This window comes from Streptomyces sp. NPDC008125 (assembly GCF_042957125.1).
Classification (GTDB): domain Bacteria; phylum Actinomycetota; class Actinomycetes; order Streptomycetales; family Streptomycetaceae; genus Streptomyces.
This window is the reverse complement of record NZ_JBIBHR010000012.1, coordinates 193,974-209,426: the sequence shown is the minus strand read 5'-3', so window position 1 is coordinate 209,426 and position 15,453 is coordinate 193,974. Positions and strand designations below refer to the sequence as shown.

Genomic DNA, 15,453 nt, shown 5'->3' with positions numbered 1-15,453 from the left:
CGGCGGACACCGGGTCGCCGCGGCGTTGATCAGCCCGCGAGGCGCGGGAGTTCGCGGGTGCGGCCGAGCGAGCCCAGCCACTTCGCGGAGTCGCGGGCGGTGCGCTCGAACGTCTCCAGGTTCACGGCGATCAGGCCGAAGGTCGGCTTGAACGAGCCCCACTCGTAGTTGTCGAGCGCGCTCCACGCCAGGTAGCCCCGGATGTTGAGCCCGTCCTCCAGACCGGCGGCGACCTCGTCCAGGGCGCCGGCGTAGTAGTCGGCGCGGCGGGTGTCGTCGTCGGTGGCGATGCCGTTCTCGGTCACGATCAGCGCGACCTCGGGGCCGACCAGTTCGGCGGTGTGGCGCAGCGCGTGGCCGACCGCGGAGGGGTAGTACTCCCACTGCGTGAGGGTGCGCTCCACGTCGGCGGGCGCCGGGATCGGGCCGTCGGCGCCGATCTTGGTCCGGGTGTAGGACTGCACGCCGATCCAGTCGTCGCCGCGGGACGCCTCGATGAAGACGTCCTCGCGCGGCCGGCGGTAGGCGGCGGTGGCCTCTTCGGCGCCGGGCTGGGCCTGGTAGACCTGGTTGGCGACGGACCAGCCGACCTTGATGGCCGGGTCGATCGCGCGGACCTCCTTCACGGCCGCGTGGTGCGCGGCGATGACGGCGACGGTGGTGTCCTCGTCGGGGAAGGGCAGACCGGCCGGCGGGAAGCCGATCTCGCCGCGCTTGGCGAGGCCCGCCATCACGGCGATCATGTTCGGCTCGTTGATGGTGCAGACGTGGCTGACGTCCGAGGCGATGACCGGGGCGCAGGCGGAGACGTACCGGGCGAACAGTTCGACGGCGCCCTCGGCCGTCCAGCCGCCGCGCGCCTCGAACCACTGCGGCACGGTGAAGTGGTGCAGGGTGATCATCGGGCGCAGGCCGCGGGCGACGGCACCCTCCACCATGCGGCGGTAGTGCGCCAGTTCGGCGCGGGAGAAGTGGCCCTCGGCCGGCTCGATGCGCGCCCACTCGATGGAGAACCGGTAGTCGGTGAAGCCGAGGGAGGCCAGCAGGTCCATGTCCTCGTCCCAGCGGTGGTAGCTGTCGCACGCGTCGAGGCTGGGCTCCTGGATGTTGGTGCCGGCGGAGTGCTCCTTGACCCACCAGTCGCTGTTGGTGTTGTTGCCCTCGATCTGGTGGGCGGCGGTGGAGGCGCCCCACAGGAAGCCTTCGGGGAACTGGACCGGGGTGTGCGTCATCGCGGAGTGTCTTTCTGGTGCGTGAGGGGGCGGGCTCGCGGCTCTCCGGGCGCGGCCCGTGCGGGGTGGTGCGGGTGATGCGTGGTCGTACGGGTGGGGCGTGGTCGTGCTCGGCCGTACGGGTGGGGCGTGGTCGTGCAGGTGTCGGGGGGCCGCGCCGACGGGGGCGCGGGCCGGGACGACCGGACGTGCGGCGGGTCCTACTTCATGCCCGCGGTGGCGATGCCCTGGGTGAAGTGGCGCTGCAGGGCGATGAAGAGGATCAGCACCGGCAGGACCACGAGGAAGGCACCGGCCATCAGCACGCCGTTCGATCCGCCGGCCTTGTTCGGGTCGGTGGCGAAGGTCGCGAGCGCGACCGGCAGCGTGTACTTGTCCGGGTCGTTGGTCGCGATCAGCGGCCAGACGAAGTTGTTCCAGGAGCCGAGGAAGGTGAAGATCGACAGGGTCGCGAGGGCGGGCTTCACCAGCGGCATCACGATCCGCCAGAAGATGTACCACTCACCGGCGCCGTCCATCCGGGCCGCTTCCAGCAGCTCGTCCGGGATCGACTGCATGAACTGCCGCATCAGGAAGACCCCGAAGGCGCCCGCCGCGAACGGCAGGACCAGACCGGCGTACGAGTCGATCAGGCCGAGCTTGCTCATCAGGACGAAGAGCGGCAGCAGCATCAGGTTGCCGGGCACCATCAGCGCGCCCAGCACCAGGCCGAAGATCTTGTTCTGGCCGGCGAACTTCAGCTTGGCCAGCGCGTAGCCGAGCATCGAGCAGAACACCAGATTGCAGACGGTGACCAGCACCGCCACGATCACGGAGTTCATGAAGTAGAGCGGCAGGTCCAGCTTGTCGAGCAGCTCGCGGAAGTTGTCCAGCGTCCAGGTGGACGGGATCCAGACCGGCGGGCTGGCCGAGAGGTCGGACGTGGTCTTGAAGGACGAGAGCGCCATCCAGAGGAACGGCGCGGACATGACCAGGAGTCCGACCGAGAGCAGCACGAGGACGAGGGCGCGGCCGGGACGGAAGCCCGGGCGCGGCTTCGTCGCCTTCGGTGCGGAGCCCTCGGACGCGGAGCCCCGCGAAGGGCGCTGCTCCTTCGACGGCGCCGTCCGCAGCGTGCCGGGTGCGTTGGTGGCACTCATTTGGTGTTGTCCTTCAGCAGTCGGAGCTGGAGCACCGTGATGGCCATGATCACCACGAACAGGACGTACGCCATGGCACTGGCGTAACCCATGTGGAAGAAGTTGAAGCCTTCGCGGTACATGTTCAGCGAGACGGTGAGGGTCGAGTCGGAGGGCCCGCCCTGGGTCATCACGAACGGCTCCTCGAAGACGTTGAGGTAGCCGATGGTGGTGATGACCGTGGCGTAGAGCATCGTCGGCCGCAGCAGCGGGACGGTGATGCCCTTGAATTCGCTCCAGATCCCCGCGCCGTCGAGGCGCGCGGCCTCCCGGACCTCGGTCGGGATGGCCTGGAGGCCGGCGATGAAGAGCACCATGACCGTGCCGACGTTCCGCCAGACCGCCATGACGATCATCGACGGCATGGCCAGCGCCTCGGACCCGAGGAAGTCCGGCCCGGTCAGGCCGACTTCGGAGAACAGGCCCGAGATCAGGCCGTCGCTCGGGTCGAGCACGAACCGCCACACCACGGCGACCGCGACGATGGTGGTGACCACCGGGGCGTAGAAGCCCACCCGGAAGAACGTCCGGGCGCGGTCGATGCCGTTGTTCAGCAGGACGGCGACGACCAGGCCGATCACGATGGTCAGCGGCACGCCGACGACCACGAAGTACCCGGTGTTGAGCAGCGACCGCAGGAACTTGTCGTCGCCGAAGAGGTCGACGTAGTTCTCGAAGCCGATGAACTTCGCGTCCAGCGGGTGCGTCACGTTGCGCAGCCCGAAGTCGGTGAAGCTCATCACCAGGGTGGCGAGGATCGGGAAGGCCATGAAGACGAGGAACAGGACGAGGAACGGGGTGGAGAAGAGCCAGCCCGCCGCGTTCTGCCTCCCCAGCGGCTTCCTGCGGACCTGACGGCCCTGCGATGCGCCGGGTCCGGCGGCGGGCGACTCGGCGGTCGCCCGCCCTTCCGGTCCCTTGGCCGTCTGCGCGGCCTTTCCGGTCACGGTGCTCATGGCTCCTACTTCACGAGGCTTTCGATCTGGGACTGCGCGGTCTTCAGCGCGTCCTCGGCCGAAGCCTTGCCCTGGGTCACCTCGGCGATGGCCTGGTCGACCTTGTCGGTGATCTCCGTCAGGTTCGAGAGCGTCGGGGACGCCTTGGCGGTGTCCATCTGCTTCTTGAAGACCTGCAGGTCGGCGTCGTCGGCGAGGGTGCCGGAGGTCCACGCGTTCGTGTTCGCCGGCAGGTCCTTGGTGCGCTTGTACCAGTCGGCCTGGCCCTCGGTGCCGGTCAGGTACTCGATGAACTCGGTGGCCGCGGCCTTGTGCTCGCTGTCCTTGGAGATCACCAGGGAGGAGCCGCCCGCCATCGAGGTGGAGGACGCGTCGGCCGGCACGTTCGCCACGGCCCACTTGCCCTTCAACTGCGGCTGGCCCTCGTCGAGGAGGGTGACGTGCCACGGGCCGCCGAAGAACATCGGGACGCGGCCGTTGCCGAAGTCCTTCACGACGTCGTAGCCGGGCTGCACCGACTTGTTGGAGAGGCCCTTGTCGAAGTAGGAGCCGTACTCCTTCAGCGCCTTGACGGCGGCGGGGCTGTCGATGACGACCTTGCCCTTGTCGTCGATGATGGCGCCGCCGGCCGAGTACAGGAACGGGTAGAAGTTCTGCACCGTGTCCAGGCCGCTGGGCTGGATGGAGAGACCCCACTTGGTGCCCGCGTCCCTCTGGTACGCGGTGGCGAGGGCCTGCATCTCGTTCCAGGTGGTCGGGGCCTTCGTGATGCCGGCCTTCTTCGCCAGGTCGGTGCGGTAGTAGAGGACGCGGGTGTCCACGTACCACGGCACGCCGTAGGCGGTGCCGTCCACCTCGCCCTGGCTCCAGCCCGCCGGGAAGTAGTCCTTCTCGGCGAAGGTCTTGGTGTCGACCGGCTCCAGCACACCGAGATCGGAGAACTCGCCCATGTAACTGCCGCCCATCTGGGCCACGTCCGGCATGGTGCCGGCGGCAGCGGCGGAGACCAGCTTCTGGTGGGCGACGTCCCAGCCGACCGGAGTCACCTTCACCGTGACGTTCGGGTGGGCCTTCTCGTAGACCTTGGCGACGTCGGCGAGCTTCTCACCCTCGGCACCCATGGCCCAGACGGTCAGCGTCTGCTTCTTGTCGGCGGCGACGGAGGCGCCACCCGAGCCGCCGCAAGCGGTGATGCCGAAGGCGAGAGCGGCCGCGATCCCGGCGGAGACGGTGATTCTGGCGGTGCGGGGCATGGAGGGCTCCTCCTTGAGCAATCCGAATGTATGCGCTGCCTGTAAGCGCATACATCACTGTGCGACACGCGTTCAGAAATCCGCAAGGGGGTTCTGCGTCACATTCCGACAAAGTCCCGGACACACGGAAGGGGCCTTGGGAACGGTAAGTGCCAGATATGCGAGAGAGGGACTCATGTGACCGATAAGTCAGGCTTGGGTGGGTAGCCGCCCCGGCCGGAGAGGTCGTTACTGTCCTGCACATGTCCTCACCCGCCCACGGGTTCCCCTTCGATCCGCGCCACGGCCACACCCGCGACAGCCTGTTGGGCGTTGCCGCCCCCACCGCGCCCGAGGACTTCGAGGCGTTCTGGCGCGGCCGGTACGAGGAAGCCCTCGCGGTCGACACCGCGCCGGAGCTCGGTCCGGTGGAGGAGGAGCGGGACGGAGTGCGCGTTTATGGGGTGACGTACACCTCGGTCGGCGGGGTACGGCTGGGCGGCTGGGTCGCCCTCCCGGACGGCACGTCTCCCGCCGGAGGCCGGGGCGCCGCCCGGTACGGCTTCGTCGTCGGACACGGTTACGGCGGGCGCGACCGGCCCGGCCCCGACCTGCCGCTCCCCTTGCCCGGGGCGGCGGCGATCCTGCCCTGCGTACGCGGCATGGGCACCCGGGGGCTCGTCCCCGGCATCCCGGACACCGCGGACGCGCACGTCCTCACCGGCATCGGCGCCCGCGACACGTACGTCATCGGCGGGTGCGTGGCCGACCTCTGGTGCGCCGCCTCCGCGCTGCTCACGCTCGTCCCGGAACTGGCACCACCGGGAACGCCGCGCCTCGGCTACCTCGGCGAGAGTTTCGGCGGCGGGCTGGGCGCCCTCGCGCTGCCCTGGGACGAGCGGTTCGGCGCCGCCCAGCTCACCGTGCCGACCTTCGGCAACCACCCGCTGCGCCTCACGCTCCCGTGCACCGGCAGCGGCGAGGCGGTACGCGCCCACCACCGGGAGCACCCGGAAGCCGCCGACGTGCTGGCCTACTTCGACGCGGCGACGGCAGCCACCCGGCTGACTCTGCCGACGCTCGTCGCGGCGGCCCTGTTCGACCCCGCCGTACCGCCGCCGGGCCAGTTCGCCGTGTACAACGCGCTGGCCGGGGTGCGGGAGCTCCGGGTGCTGACCGCGGGGCACTTCGCGTACCGGGGCATCGCGGCGGAGATCCGCGAGCTGCGCGCACACCGGGAGCGGTTCTTCCGCGACGCCCTCGGGGGCTGAGCGCGGCGCGGGCGGCGAGGGCGCAGGGGGGCGCGTCAGCGCCACCGGGCCCGAGCGGACACCGCGCGCCCGCCGGCCCGCGCCCGGCGGACACCGCGCGCCCGCCGGCCCGCGCCCGGCGGACACCGCGCGCCCGCCGGCCCGCGCCCGGCGGACACCGCGCGCCCGCCGGCCCGCGTCCGGCAGGGCGAGCCCCGCCGGCAGGCCCGGGCACCGGAGCGGGTGGTGGACCGACGGACCTCGCGGCCCCGACCGCCCCCGCTACCCGCAGCCGCAGCTCTCGCGGCGGGCCAGGGTGACCGGAAGCTCCACCGAGACCGGATCGCGGTCGCGGTCGCCGAGGCGCCGCACCAGCAGCTCCGCCGCCTCCTCGCCGAGCCGCCGGATGGGCTGGCGGACCGTGGTCAGCGCCGGGTGTACGAGACGACTCAGCGGGATGCCGTCGAAGCCGGTCACCGCGATGTCCTCCGGTACCCGCACCCCCCGGCGCCCCAGCGCCTGGAGGGCCCCCACGGCCATCTGGTCGTTGGCGAAGAGCATCGCCTCGGGCCGGACCGCCCCGGCCCCGTCCGCGCGGTCCAGCAGTACCTCGGCGGCGCGGGCGCCCTCCGCCTGGGTCATCATCGCGACGCGCAGCTCCGGCTGGTCCGGTACGGGCAGCCCGGCCTCGCGGCACGCCTGGCGGAAGCCGTCGAACCGGGCCTCCGCGTCGGGGGAGTCCGCCTCGCCGCCGACGAAGACCAGGCGGCGCAGCCCGTGGTCGTCGATGAGGTGCCGGGCGAGTTCGCGTTCGCCGTCCCGGTTGGCGACCTCCACGTGGTCGAGGTGGTCTATCTCGCGGGGGCCGGCGAGCATCACGACCGGAAGCCGGCGCGAGATGACGTCGAGGTCCTCGGTCGGTACGGTCCGCGCGAGGACGGCGAAGCCGTCGACCCGACCCGCGACCTTCGCCACCAGGCTCTCCGGCCCGCCGTCCAGCGAGGCGGCGATCAGCAGGGCGTAACCGTGCCGACGGGCGGCCCGTTCCATGCCCCGGATGATCTGGTCGGAGTAGAGCATCACGGCGTTGTCGTCGTCGCCGTCGCTGAGGGCCGCCGCCGTCTCGGCGTCCGGGTCGGCGTAGTCGGGGAAGCAGAGCCCGAGCACGCCCGTGGTGCGGCTGGCCAGGCCCCGGGCGTTCCCGCTCGGTACGTAACCCAGCTCCCGGGCCGCCGCCAGGACCCGCTCCCGGGTCTGGGGCCGGACCGAGTCCGGGGTGCGGTACACACGGGAGACCGTGGCGATGGAGACGCCGGATCGCTCCGCGACGTCGTACACCGTGGGGGCGCTCACTCGACCGGGACCGTCCGCTTCTTCGTTCGCGGCCACATGCCCGAAGCGTGCGCCGACTGTCTGCCTGGGATGCCGCACCGCGTGGGATCGGGATGCGCACGGTCGGAATGTGCGGGATCGGAAAACGCGCGATGAAAGCGCATTCACCCTAGATCGCGGGGGTGCGGAGGCACAAGGTGACGTTCGGGACATCACCCGGAGCGGGACGTGCGGCCGGCCGGCGCCGGTGCGGCCTCCGCCCGGCCGGGGCCCGGGGGAGGTGGATTCTCGCCGGTCTCGGGACAGAATAGACAGGCAAACTTGCAAGATGGTCTACCCATCTTCTACGGTGGAGAAATGCCCGATACGACCGAAACCTCAGCCGAACGGCCGGTCGCGCTGCCCTCGGACGACCCCGCTCCGGACGTGGTGGCCGTGCGGCTCGCGGCGGTGGTGAGCCGGCTGCTCCGCAAGCTGCGCACCGAGTCCGCCGAGAGCCTGCTCACCCCGTCGCAGCGGTCCGTGCTGGCCCGGCTGGAGAGCCACGGGCCCGCCACCACGGCGGCCCTCGCGCGGGCGGAGTACGTACGCCCCCAGTCCATGCGGCTGACGCTCGCCGCGCTGGAGAGCCAGGAGCTGGTCGACCGGGCCCCCGACCCCGAGGACGGGCGCAAGTCGCTCGTCTCCGTCAACGAGGCCGGCCGGGCCACGCTCGCCGGTGTCCGGGCCGCCAAGCACGACTGGCTGGCCGAGGCGCTCGGCGCGGAGATGGACGAGTCCGAGCGGCAGACCGTCGCGACGGCCGTCACCCTCCTCGACCGGCTGGTGGAGCGGTGAGCGCCGCGCGCGGCACGCCGGCCGCGACCCCGCCGCTCATACCCCCGGCGGCGACCGGAACCCCCGGTCCCGCCACCCCGGCCACGGGCAGGAGCGCGGGCAGCGCGTCCCCGGCCCCCGAGCGGCCCGGCTTCGGCGGACGCCTCACGGCGCCCCTGCTGATCGGCTCGCTGGTCAACCCGCTCAACACCACCATGATCTCGACCGCCCTGGTCGCGATCGGGCACAGCTACCACGTCGGCGCGGCCGGTACCGCCTGGCTGATCTCCGTCCTCTACCTCACCAGCGCCGTCGCGCAGCCGGTGCTCGGCAAGCTCGCCGACTCCATCGGCCCGCGCCGGGTCTTCGTCGCCGGTCTGGTCGTGGTCCTGGTCTCCGGGCTGGTCGGCGCCTTCGCCCTCTCCTTCACCTGGCTGCTCGTCTCCCGGCTGCTGCTGGGCATCGGCAGCGCCGCCGCCTACCCGGCCTCGATGTCGATCCTCCGCCACGAGGGACTCCGGGTCGGCCGTACCCCGCCGCGCCCGGTCCTCGCCCGGCTCTCGTTCGCCGCGGTCGGCAGCACCGCCGTCGGCCCGACGCTCGGCGGCGTGCTGGTCATGCTCGTCGGCTGGCGGGGCATCTTCGCGGTCAACGTGCCCGTCGCGCTGATCGCGCTCGTCACCGCGCTCCGGTGGATCCCGGCCGACCGGCCCCGCGTGCGCGCCGCGGACGGCAGCCGCCCGAAGACCGACATCGACCCGCTCGGCATCGGCCTCTTCTCCACCGCCCTCACGCTGCTCGCCTTCTTCCTGCTCGACCTGGCCCACCCGAACTGGTGGCTGCTGCTGCCCTTCGTGGTGGTCGGCGCCGTGCTGATCCGGTGGCAGCTGCGGACCCCCAAGCCCTTCATCGACCTGCGGGTACTCGGCTCCAACGGCGCGCTCACCCGTACGTACCTGCGGCACGGCCTCGGCTACCTGCTCGTCTACTGCGTGATGTACGGACTGACGCAGTGGCTCGAAGAGGTCCGCGGGTTCTCCTCCGGCGAGACCGGACTGCTGATGCTCCCGATGTCCGTCGCGGCCCTGGCCTGCTCGCTCCTCGGAGCCCGTACGAAGGGCATCCGCGGGCCGCTCACGCTGGCCTGCCTGCTGCTCACCGTCGGGTCGGTGGTCCTGGTCTTCCTCACCGGAGACTCCCCGCTCGTCCTGCTCCTGCTCGCGGGCGCCTGTTTCGGCATCCCGCAGGGGCTGATCGGTACGAGCAACCAGGCGGCCGTCGCCCAGTTCGCCCCGGCCGAGTCCATCGGCTCGGCGGCCGGGCTCCAGCGCACCGCGCAGTACATCGGCGCGATCACCGCCTCCAGCATGATCGCCCTCGCCTACGGCCAGGCTGCCACGGACGCCGGCCTGCACCTCATGGCGTGGATCGCCGCCGGACTCGGGGTAGTGCTGATCGGCCTGACCCTCACGGACCGGGCGCTGCGCAGCCCGCACGCCCCCTGAAGACCACACCCCGGAGGCCGGGCGCGCTGCGCAGCCCGCACGCCCCCTGAAGACCTCACCCCGGAGGCCGTGTCCGCCCGGTCCCGCCGCCGATCCGACGCCACACGGCCGGACACGACCCGGGACCGCACCATCCCGGCCCCGTACCAACGGGCCGGACCACACAGCAAGGAGTACGTCCCATGACCACCACCCTCGACGCGAAGACCGCGCTCGTCGTCATCGACCTGCAGAAGGGCATCCTGGAGCTCCCGATTATCCACTCGGGTGACGAGATCGTGGCCAAGGCCGCCGAGCTCTCCGCGGCCTTCCGCGCCAAGGACCTGCCCGTCGTGCTGGTCCGCGTCACCGGCGGCGCCCCGGGCCGCACCGAGGCCGGCCACGGCGGCGGCCGGCCGCCGGCCGACTGGGCTGACCTGGTCCCCGGCCTCGGCCGCCAGGACAGCGACATCGTCGTCACCAAGCAGCAGTGGGGCGCCTTCTACGGCACCGACCTGGACCTCCAGCTCCGCCGCCGCGGCATCACCCAGATCGTGCTGCTCGGTGTCGCCACCAGCATCGGTGTCGAGTCCACCGCCCGGTTCGCCAGCGAGTACGGCTACAACGTCACCGTCGTGACCGACGCGATCAGCGACATGGACGCCGACTCGCACGCCAACTCGGTCGAGAAGATCTTCCCGCGCCTCGGCGAGACCGCCACCACCGCGGAGATCATCGAGCTCCTCGGCTGATCACTCCCCGCACACCGGCCGTACGCGACTCCTCCCGCGTACGGCCGGTACGGGCCCCCTCCGTGCCCCGGACCCGGCGAAACCCGCCGGACCGGGGCACGGGTGCGTCCGGAGCCCGGCACGGCGGGCGCGGTGCCCCGGACGGCGCACTCCGGTGCCTCCACGCGGGTGAGGTTTCCCGGCCGGCCGACGTGTCGGAGACGACCCACGCGCGCAGGCGCCTTCAGTGGGAAGGCGTCAGCGGTGTGATCAACCGCTAATGCCATCAGATCGTCAGGTAACTGTCATCCGGTCCATTCCGGTACGGGGTGGTCCGTTCCGGCCCCGGAGGTATCAGCCATGTCCCACGTCGGCGTCCCGCGCGGGACCGCCCGCAAGCGCCGCACCCTCGCGCTGTTCACCGCGGGTGTGCTCACCGTCCCGGCACTGGCCGGCTGCGGCTCCGGAGACGAGAAGGCGGTCCTCGGCGTCCCCCAGGACATCGCCCCTGCCGCCCGCGGCACGATCGCCCAGGGATCCGCCCTGAACTGGGCCGTCGACGCGGTGCCCGCCACCCTCAACACCTTCCAGGCGGACGCGGACAGCTCCACCACCCGGATCACCGGCGCGCTCCTGCCGAACCTCTTCCCGCTCGACGCGGCGGGACAGCCGAAGCTCAACCCGGACTACCTGGAGTCCGCGAAGGTCATCGACCGGGAACCGAAGCAGGTCGTCCTCTACAAGCTCAACCAGCGCGCGGTGTGGAGCGACGGCCGCGAGATCGGCGCCCCGGACTTCGTCGCCCAATGGCGTGCGCTGAGCGGCAGGGACTCCGCCTACTGGACCGCGCGCAACGCCGGGTACGAGCGGATCGAGAAGATCGAACGCGGCCACGACGACCTCCAGGTCCGGGTCACCTTCTCGAAGCCGTACGGCGACTGGCGCTCGCTCTTCTCGCCGCTGTACCCCAAGGAGGTCATGGGCTCCCCGGCCTCCTTCAACGACGGAGCCCGCGCCACCCTGAAGAACACCGCCGGACCGTTCAAGCTCCGCTCCGTGGACAAGGACACCAAGACCGTCACCCTCGTCCGCGACCCCCGCTGGTGGGGCGACACGGCGAAGCTGGAGAAGATCGTCTTCCGCGCGGTCGCCCCCGGGGACCGGGGCGAGGCGCTCGCCGAGGGCACGGTGGACGTGGCCGACATCGACGGGGACGACGCGCAGCGCATCCGCCTCGCCGTCCACGACGACGGCCGCAACGGCCGCCCGCTCACCCACGGCCCCCAGGCCGACCTCACCCCCGCCGCCGCCCTGCGCTCCTGGGCGCTCGCGCACGGCTCCGACGAGGAGGCGGCCGAGATCGCCCAGGCGGCCCGCGAGAAGACCCGGAAGGCGATCGAGGCGTACGAGGCCGAGCAGGCGGGCCTGCGCTCCTACGTCGTCCGCAAGTCCCTGGAGCCCGCCTACACGCAACTGGCGCTCAACGGGGAGTCCGGCCCGCTGGCCGACGAGCGGGTGCGCCGGGCGGTGGCCCGCGCGATCGACCGCCAGGAGATCGCCGACTCCGTCCTGAAGCCGCTGGGGCTGCCCGCCGAGCCGCTCGGCAGCCACCTCGCCATGCTCGGCCAGCCGGGCTACACGGACAGCAGCGGCGCCATCGGCGACCGGGACACCGCGGAGGCCCTGGCCCTGCTCGCGGACGCGGGCTGGACCCCGGGCGGCGGCGCCCGGAAGCCCAAGGGCACCGAGGCCGGCAGCGAGGCCGGGACGAAGGCGAAGGCCTCCGCCTCGGCGGACGCGGAGGCGGAGGAGGAGACGGACGCGTCGGACGACGCTTCGGACGGCGCGGCGGGCGCGGAAGCCACCGGATCCGCGAAGACCGGTACCGACAGGGCCGACGGGACGACCTCCACCGGGAAGACCACCGCAGACAAGGCCGCCGCGGACGAGAAGGCCGACGCCGGGAACACCGGGCGCTACATCGTCGGGGACGACAACAAGCCGGGCGACGACGACTCCGCCGCCCAGGTCTCCCTCCGGGACCGCAAGGCCGGGGGAGCCCCCGGCCTGTACGCCCCCGTGGGCACCGCCGCCCCGGCCCGGCACGCGGCGGTACGCAGCCGGATCGGCAAGGACGGGAAGACGCTGAGCCTGCGGTTCGTGCTCCCCTCGGGGGCGGAGTCGGCGCCCCTGCGCAAGGTCGGCGAGAAGATCGCGGCGATGCTCGACTCCGTCGGCATCTCCACGGTGATCACCAAGGTCTCCGACGCGAGCTACTTCACGGACCACATCGCCTCCGGCGCGTACGACCTGGCGCTCTACTCGTGGCCGGTCAGCGCCTATCCCGCCACGGACGGCCGCCCCATCTTCGCCAAGCCCGTACCGGCCTCGGACGGATCGCTGGTCGTCGAGCAGAACTACACCCGGGTCGGCACCGACTACATCGACCAGCTCTTCGACCGGGCCGTCGCGACCCTGGACGAGAAGGCCTCGCGCGACCTGATGAAGCAGGCGGACGCCCGGATCTGGGCCGCCGCCGGTTCGATTCCGCTCTACCAGCGCCCGCAGCTGGTCGCGGTCGACAAGAAGCTCGTGAACGTCGGCGCCTTCGGCTTCGGGACGCCGCGCTACCAGGACATCGGGTTCAAGGGCAAAAAGGCCGCGGGCGCCCCGGCCCGCCTGACCGAGTAGCGGAAACCCGCGGTGGGGCCCGTCCTGAGGCCCCACCAGTTCCCCGTGCCCGTATCCCCCGCGCTCGTATCCCCCGTGCCCGCCGGACCGACCCGGCGGGCACGGTCGTGTCCGGGGGCCCGCACACGCCCGTACCGGCCCGCGGGGCCCGTGGACGGGGTCCAAAGACGGTCGCCGCGGCCGTTTTCGGCACCCGTGAGACGGTCCCGGACCGGTCCCCACCGCTGAATATCCGTTGAATCCCCGGGGAAGAGCGGTCTCGCGGATCGGGCCGGGAAGCCCCGCGTGCGGCTGGCCCGTACCATGGGACAAGCCGTGGCGTGTCAGCCCGGCGGGGCGTACGAGGACCTGAGACCGACTGCGACGCCTGATCCCACGATCCGAGAGAAGCGCATTCCACCCATGCCCACGCGCCACGACATCCGTAACGTAGCCATCGTCGCCCACGTCGACCACGGCAAGACCACGCTGGTCGACGCCATGCTCAAGCAGGCCGGTGCCTTCGCCGCGCACGCCGCCGAGAGCCTCGACGACCGCATGATGGACTCGAACGACCTGGAGCGTGAGAAGGGCATCACGATCCTCGCCAAGAACACGGCGGTGAAGTACCACCCCAAGGCCGGCGGGGAACCGATCACGATCAACATCATCGACACCCCCGGCCACGCCGACTTCGGTGGCGAGGTCGAGCGCGGCCTGTCGATGGTGGACGCGGTCGTCCTGCTCGTCGACGCCTCCGAGGGCCCGCTGCCGCAGACCCGCTTCGTGCTCCGCAAGGCGCTCTCGGCGAAGATGCCGGTCATCCTCTGCATCAACAAGACGGACCGTCCCGACTCCCGCATCGCCGAGGTCGTCGACGAGACGTACGACCTGTTCCTGGACCTGGACGCGGACGAGAACCAGATCGAGTTCCCGATCGTCTACGCCTGCGCCCGTGACGGCGTCGCCTCGCTGACCAAGCCTGAGGACGGCACCGTCCCCACGGACAGCGAGGACCTGGAGCCGTTCTTCACCACCATCCTGGAGCACGTCCCGGCTCCGGAGTACGACGAGGCCGCGCCGCTCCAGGCCCACGTCACCAACCTGGACGCCGACAACTTCCTCGGCCGTATCGCGCTCTGCCGCGTCGAGCAGGGCGAGCTGCGCAAGGGCCAGACCGTCACCTGGATCAAGCGCGACGGCAGCCAGCAGAACGTCCGCATCACCGAGCTCCTCATGACCGAGGCGCTGACCCGCAAGCCGGCCGAGGTCGCGGGCCCCGGTGACATCTGCGCCATCGCCGGTATCGGCGACATCATGATCGGCGAGACGCTGGCCGACCCCGAGAACCCGATCGCGCTGCCGCTGATCACGGTCGACGAGCCGGCCATCTCGATGACCATCGGCACCAACACCTCGCCGCTGGTCGGCAAGGGCGGCAAGGGCCACAAGGTCACCGCCCGCCAGGTGAAGGACCGTCTGGACCGCGAGCTGATCGGTAACGTCTCGCTCCGCGTCCTCGACACCGAGCGCCCGGACGCCTGGGAGGTCCAGGGCCGCGGTGAGCTCGCGCTCGCCATCCTGGTCGAGCAGATGCGCCGTGAGGGCTTCGAGCTGACCGTCGGCAAGCCCGAGGTCGTCACCAAGCAGATCGACGGCAAGACGCACGAGCCCATCGAGCGCATGACCATCGACTCGCCCGACGAGCACCTGGGAGCCATCACCCAGCTCATGGCGACCCGCAAGGGCCGTATGGAGACCATGACGAACCACGGCTCCGGCTGGGTCCGCATGGAGTGGATCGTTCCGTCCCGCGGCCTCATCGGCTTCCGTACGGAGTTCCTGACCCAGACCCGCGGCACCGGCATCGCGCACTCCATCTTCGAGGGCCACGAGCCGTGGTTCGGCGAGCTGCGCACCCGTCACAACGGTTCGCTCGTCGCCGACCGCGCCGGTTCGGTCACGCCGTTCGCGATGGTCAACCTGCAGGAGCGCGGTGTCATCTTCACCGAGGCCGGCACCGAGGTGTACGAGGGCATGATCATCGGCGAGAACTCCCGCGCCGACGACATGGACGTCAACATCACCAAGGAGAAGAAGCTCACCAACATGCGTGCGGCGTCCGCCGACACCACGGAGAACGTGGTTCCGGCGCGCAAGCTCTCCCTGGAGCAGTCCCTGGAGTTCTGCCGCGAGGACGAGTGCATCGAGGTGACCCCGGAGACCGTGCGTATCCGCAAGGTCGTCCTGGACGCCAAGGAGCGCGGTCGCTCCGCGTCGCGCGCCAAGCGCTGACCCCCGGTCACCCTCTGATCGCCGATCACTTTCGGCCACTGGCCGGAGATCGCACACGTGCGATCGAAGCCGGTACGGAGCATTGACACGAGGCCCGGCCTCCCGCAGACACTGTGGGAGGCCGGGCCTTCGTCAATTGATTTTCGTCACTCCGGTGTCCGGTTATCGGGCGTTGCTCTCCGGAACATGTGTTAACAGTCCGTTTCGGGGGTGTCTGTCTGGACTCAGTTTGTCCGGATTTCGGTCATAGGGGGTGAGGTGATGTTGTCAAACCGAG

General features: G+C 71.2%; 11 protein-coding genes. 6 read left to right on the top strand and 5 right to left on the bottom strand.

Annotation, left to right across the window (positions count from 1 at the left end):
* Positions 1-29: 29 nt before the first annotated feature.
* The 4 genes from ACFZAX_RS21830 to ACFZAX_RS21815 all read right to left on the bottom strand — a co-directional run bounded on the left by ACFZAX_RS21830 (position 30) and on the right by ACFZAX_RS21815 (position 4,619).
* Positions 30-1,232, bottom strand: coding sequence for a family 1 glycosylhydrolase (locus tag ACFZAX_RS21830; RefSeq protein WP_390963526.1), 1,203 nt, complete (start codon positions 1,230-1,232; stop codon positions 30-32).
* 200 nt (positions 1,233-1,432) lie between these two features.
* Positions 1,433-2,371, bottom strand: coding sequence for an ABC transporter permease subunit (locus ACFZAX_RS21825; protein ID WP_390963525.1), 939 nt, complete (start codon positions 2,369-2,371; stop codon positions 1,433-1,435).
* Positions 2,368-3,366 carry an ABC transporter permease subunit gene (locus tag ACFZAX_RS21820; protein WP_390963524.1) on the bottom strand — a complete coding sequence of 333 codons (999 nt, stop codon included), beginning with the start codon at positions 3,364-3,366 and terminating at the stop codon, positions 2,368-2,370. The genes ACFZAX_RS21825 and ACFZAX_RS21820 overlap by 4 nt, the downstream gene beginning before the upstream one ends.
* 5 nt (positions 3,367-3,371) lie before the next feature.
* Positions 3,372-4,619 carry an extracellular solute-binding protein gene (locus ACFZAX_RS21815; RefSeq protein ID WP_390963522.1) on the bottom strand — a complete coding sequence of 416 codons (1,248 nt, stop codon included), beginning with the start codon at positions 4,617-4,619 and terminating at the stop codon, positions 3,372-3,374.
* 242 nt (positions 4,620-4,861) lie between these two features.
* Here ACFZAX_RS21815 and ACFZAX_RS21810 point away from each other — a divergent pair, with 242 nt between their 5' ends.
* Positions 4,862-5,869, top strand: a complete 1,008-nt coding sequence (locus ACFZAX_RS21810; RefSeq protein ID WP_390963521.1) for an acetylxylan esterase — start codon at positions 4,862-4,864, stop codon at positions 5,867-5,869.
* Positions 5,870-6,130: 261 nt separating this feature from the next.
* On the opposite strand, the gene ACFZAX_RS21805 is transcribed toward ACFZAX_RS21810, so the two are convergent.
* Positions 6,131-7,201: a substrate-binding domain-containing protein gene (locus ACFZAX_RS21805; RefSeq protein WP_390963519.1), complete on the bottom strand. Its 1,071-nt coding sequence runs from the start codon at positions 7,199-7,201 to the stop codon at positions 6,131-6,133.
* A gap of 336 nt (positions 7,202-7,537) precedes the next feature.
* Here ACFZAX_RS21805 and ACFZAX_RS21800 point away from each other — a divergent pair, with 336 nt between their 5' ends.
* From ACFZAX_RS21800 to typA, 5 genes are all read left to right on the top strand, one after another.
* Positions 7,538-8,017, top strand: coding sequence for a MarR family transcriptional regulator (locus tag ACFZAX_RS21800; protein WP_390963518.1), 480 nt, complete (start codon positions 7,538-7,540; stop codon positions 8,015-8,017).
* Positions 8,014-9,501, top strand: a complete 1,488-nt coding sequence (locus ACFZAX_RS21795; protein WP_390963516.1) for an MFS transporter — start codon at positions 8,014-8,016, stop codon at positions 9,499-9,501. The genes ACFZAX_RS21800 and ACFZAX_RS21795 overlap by 4 nt, the downstream gene beginning before the upstream one ends.
* A 182-nt stretch (positions 9,502-9,683) precedes the next feature.
* The gene (locus ACFZAX_RS21790; protein WP_390963515.1) at positions 9,684-10,232 is read left to right on the top strand and encodes an isochorismatase family protein; all 549 of its coding nucleotides are present in this window, start codon (positions 9,684-9,686) and stop codon (positions 10,230-10,232) included.
* A 339-nt stretch (positions 10,233-10,571) separates the two neighbouring features.
* Complete coding sequence (locus ACFZAX_RS21785) at positions 10,572-12,902, top strand: ABC transporter substrate-binding protein (RefSeq protein WP_390963514.1); 2,331 nt, start codon at positions 10,572-10,574, stop codon at positions 12,900-12,902.
* Positions 12,903-13,304: 402 nt separating this feature from the next.
* Entirely contained in the window at positions 13,305-15,176 is a 1,872-nt protein-coding gene (gene typA, locus ACFZAX_RS21780; RefSeq protein ID WP_390963512.1) for a translational GTPase TypA, read from the top strand.
* The last annotated feature ends 277 nt before the right edge of the window (positions 15,177-15,453 follow it).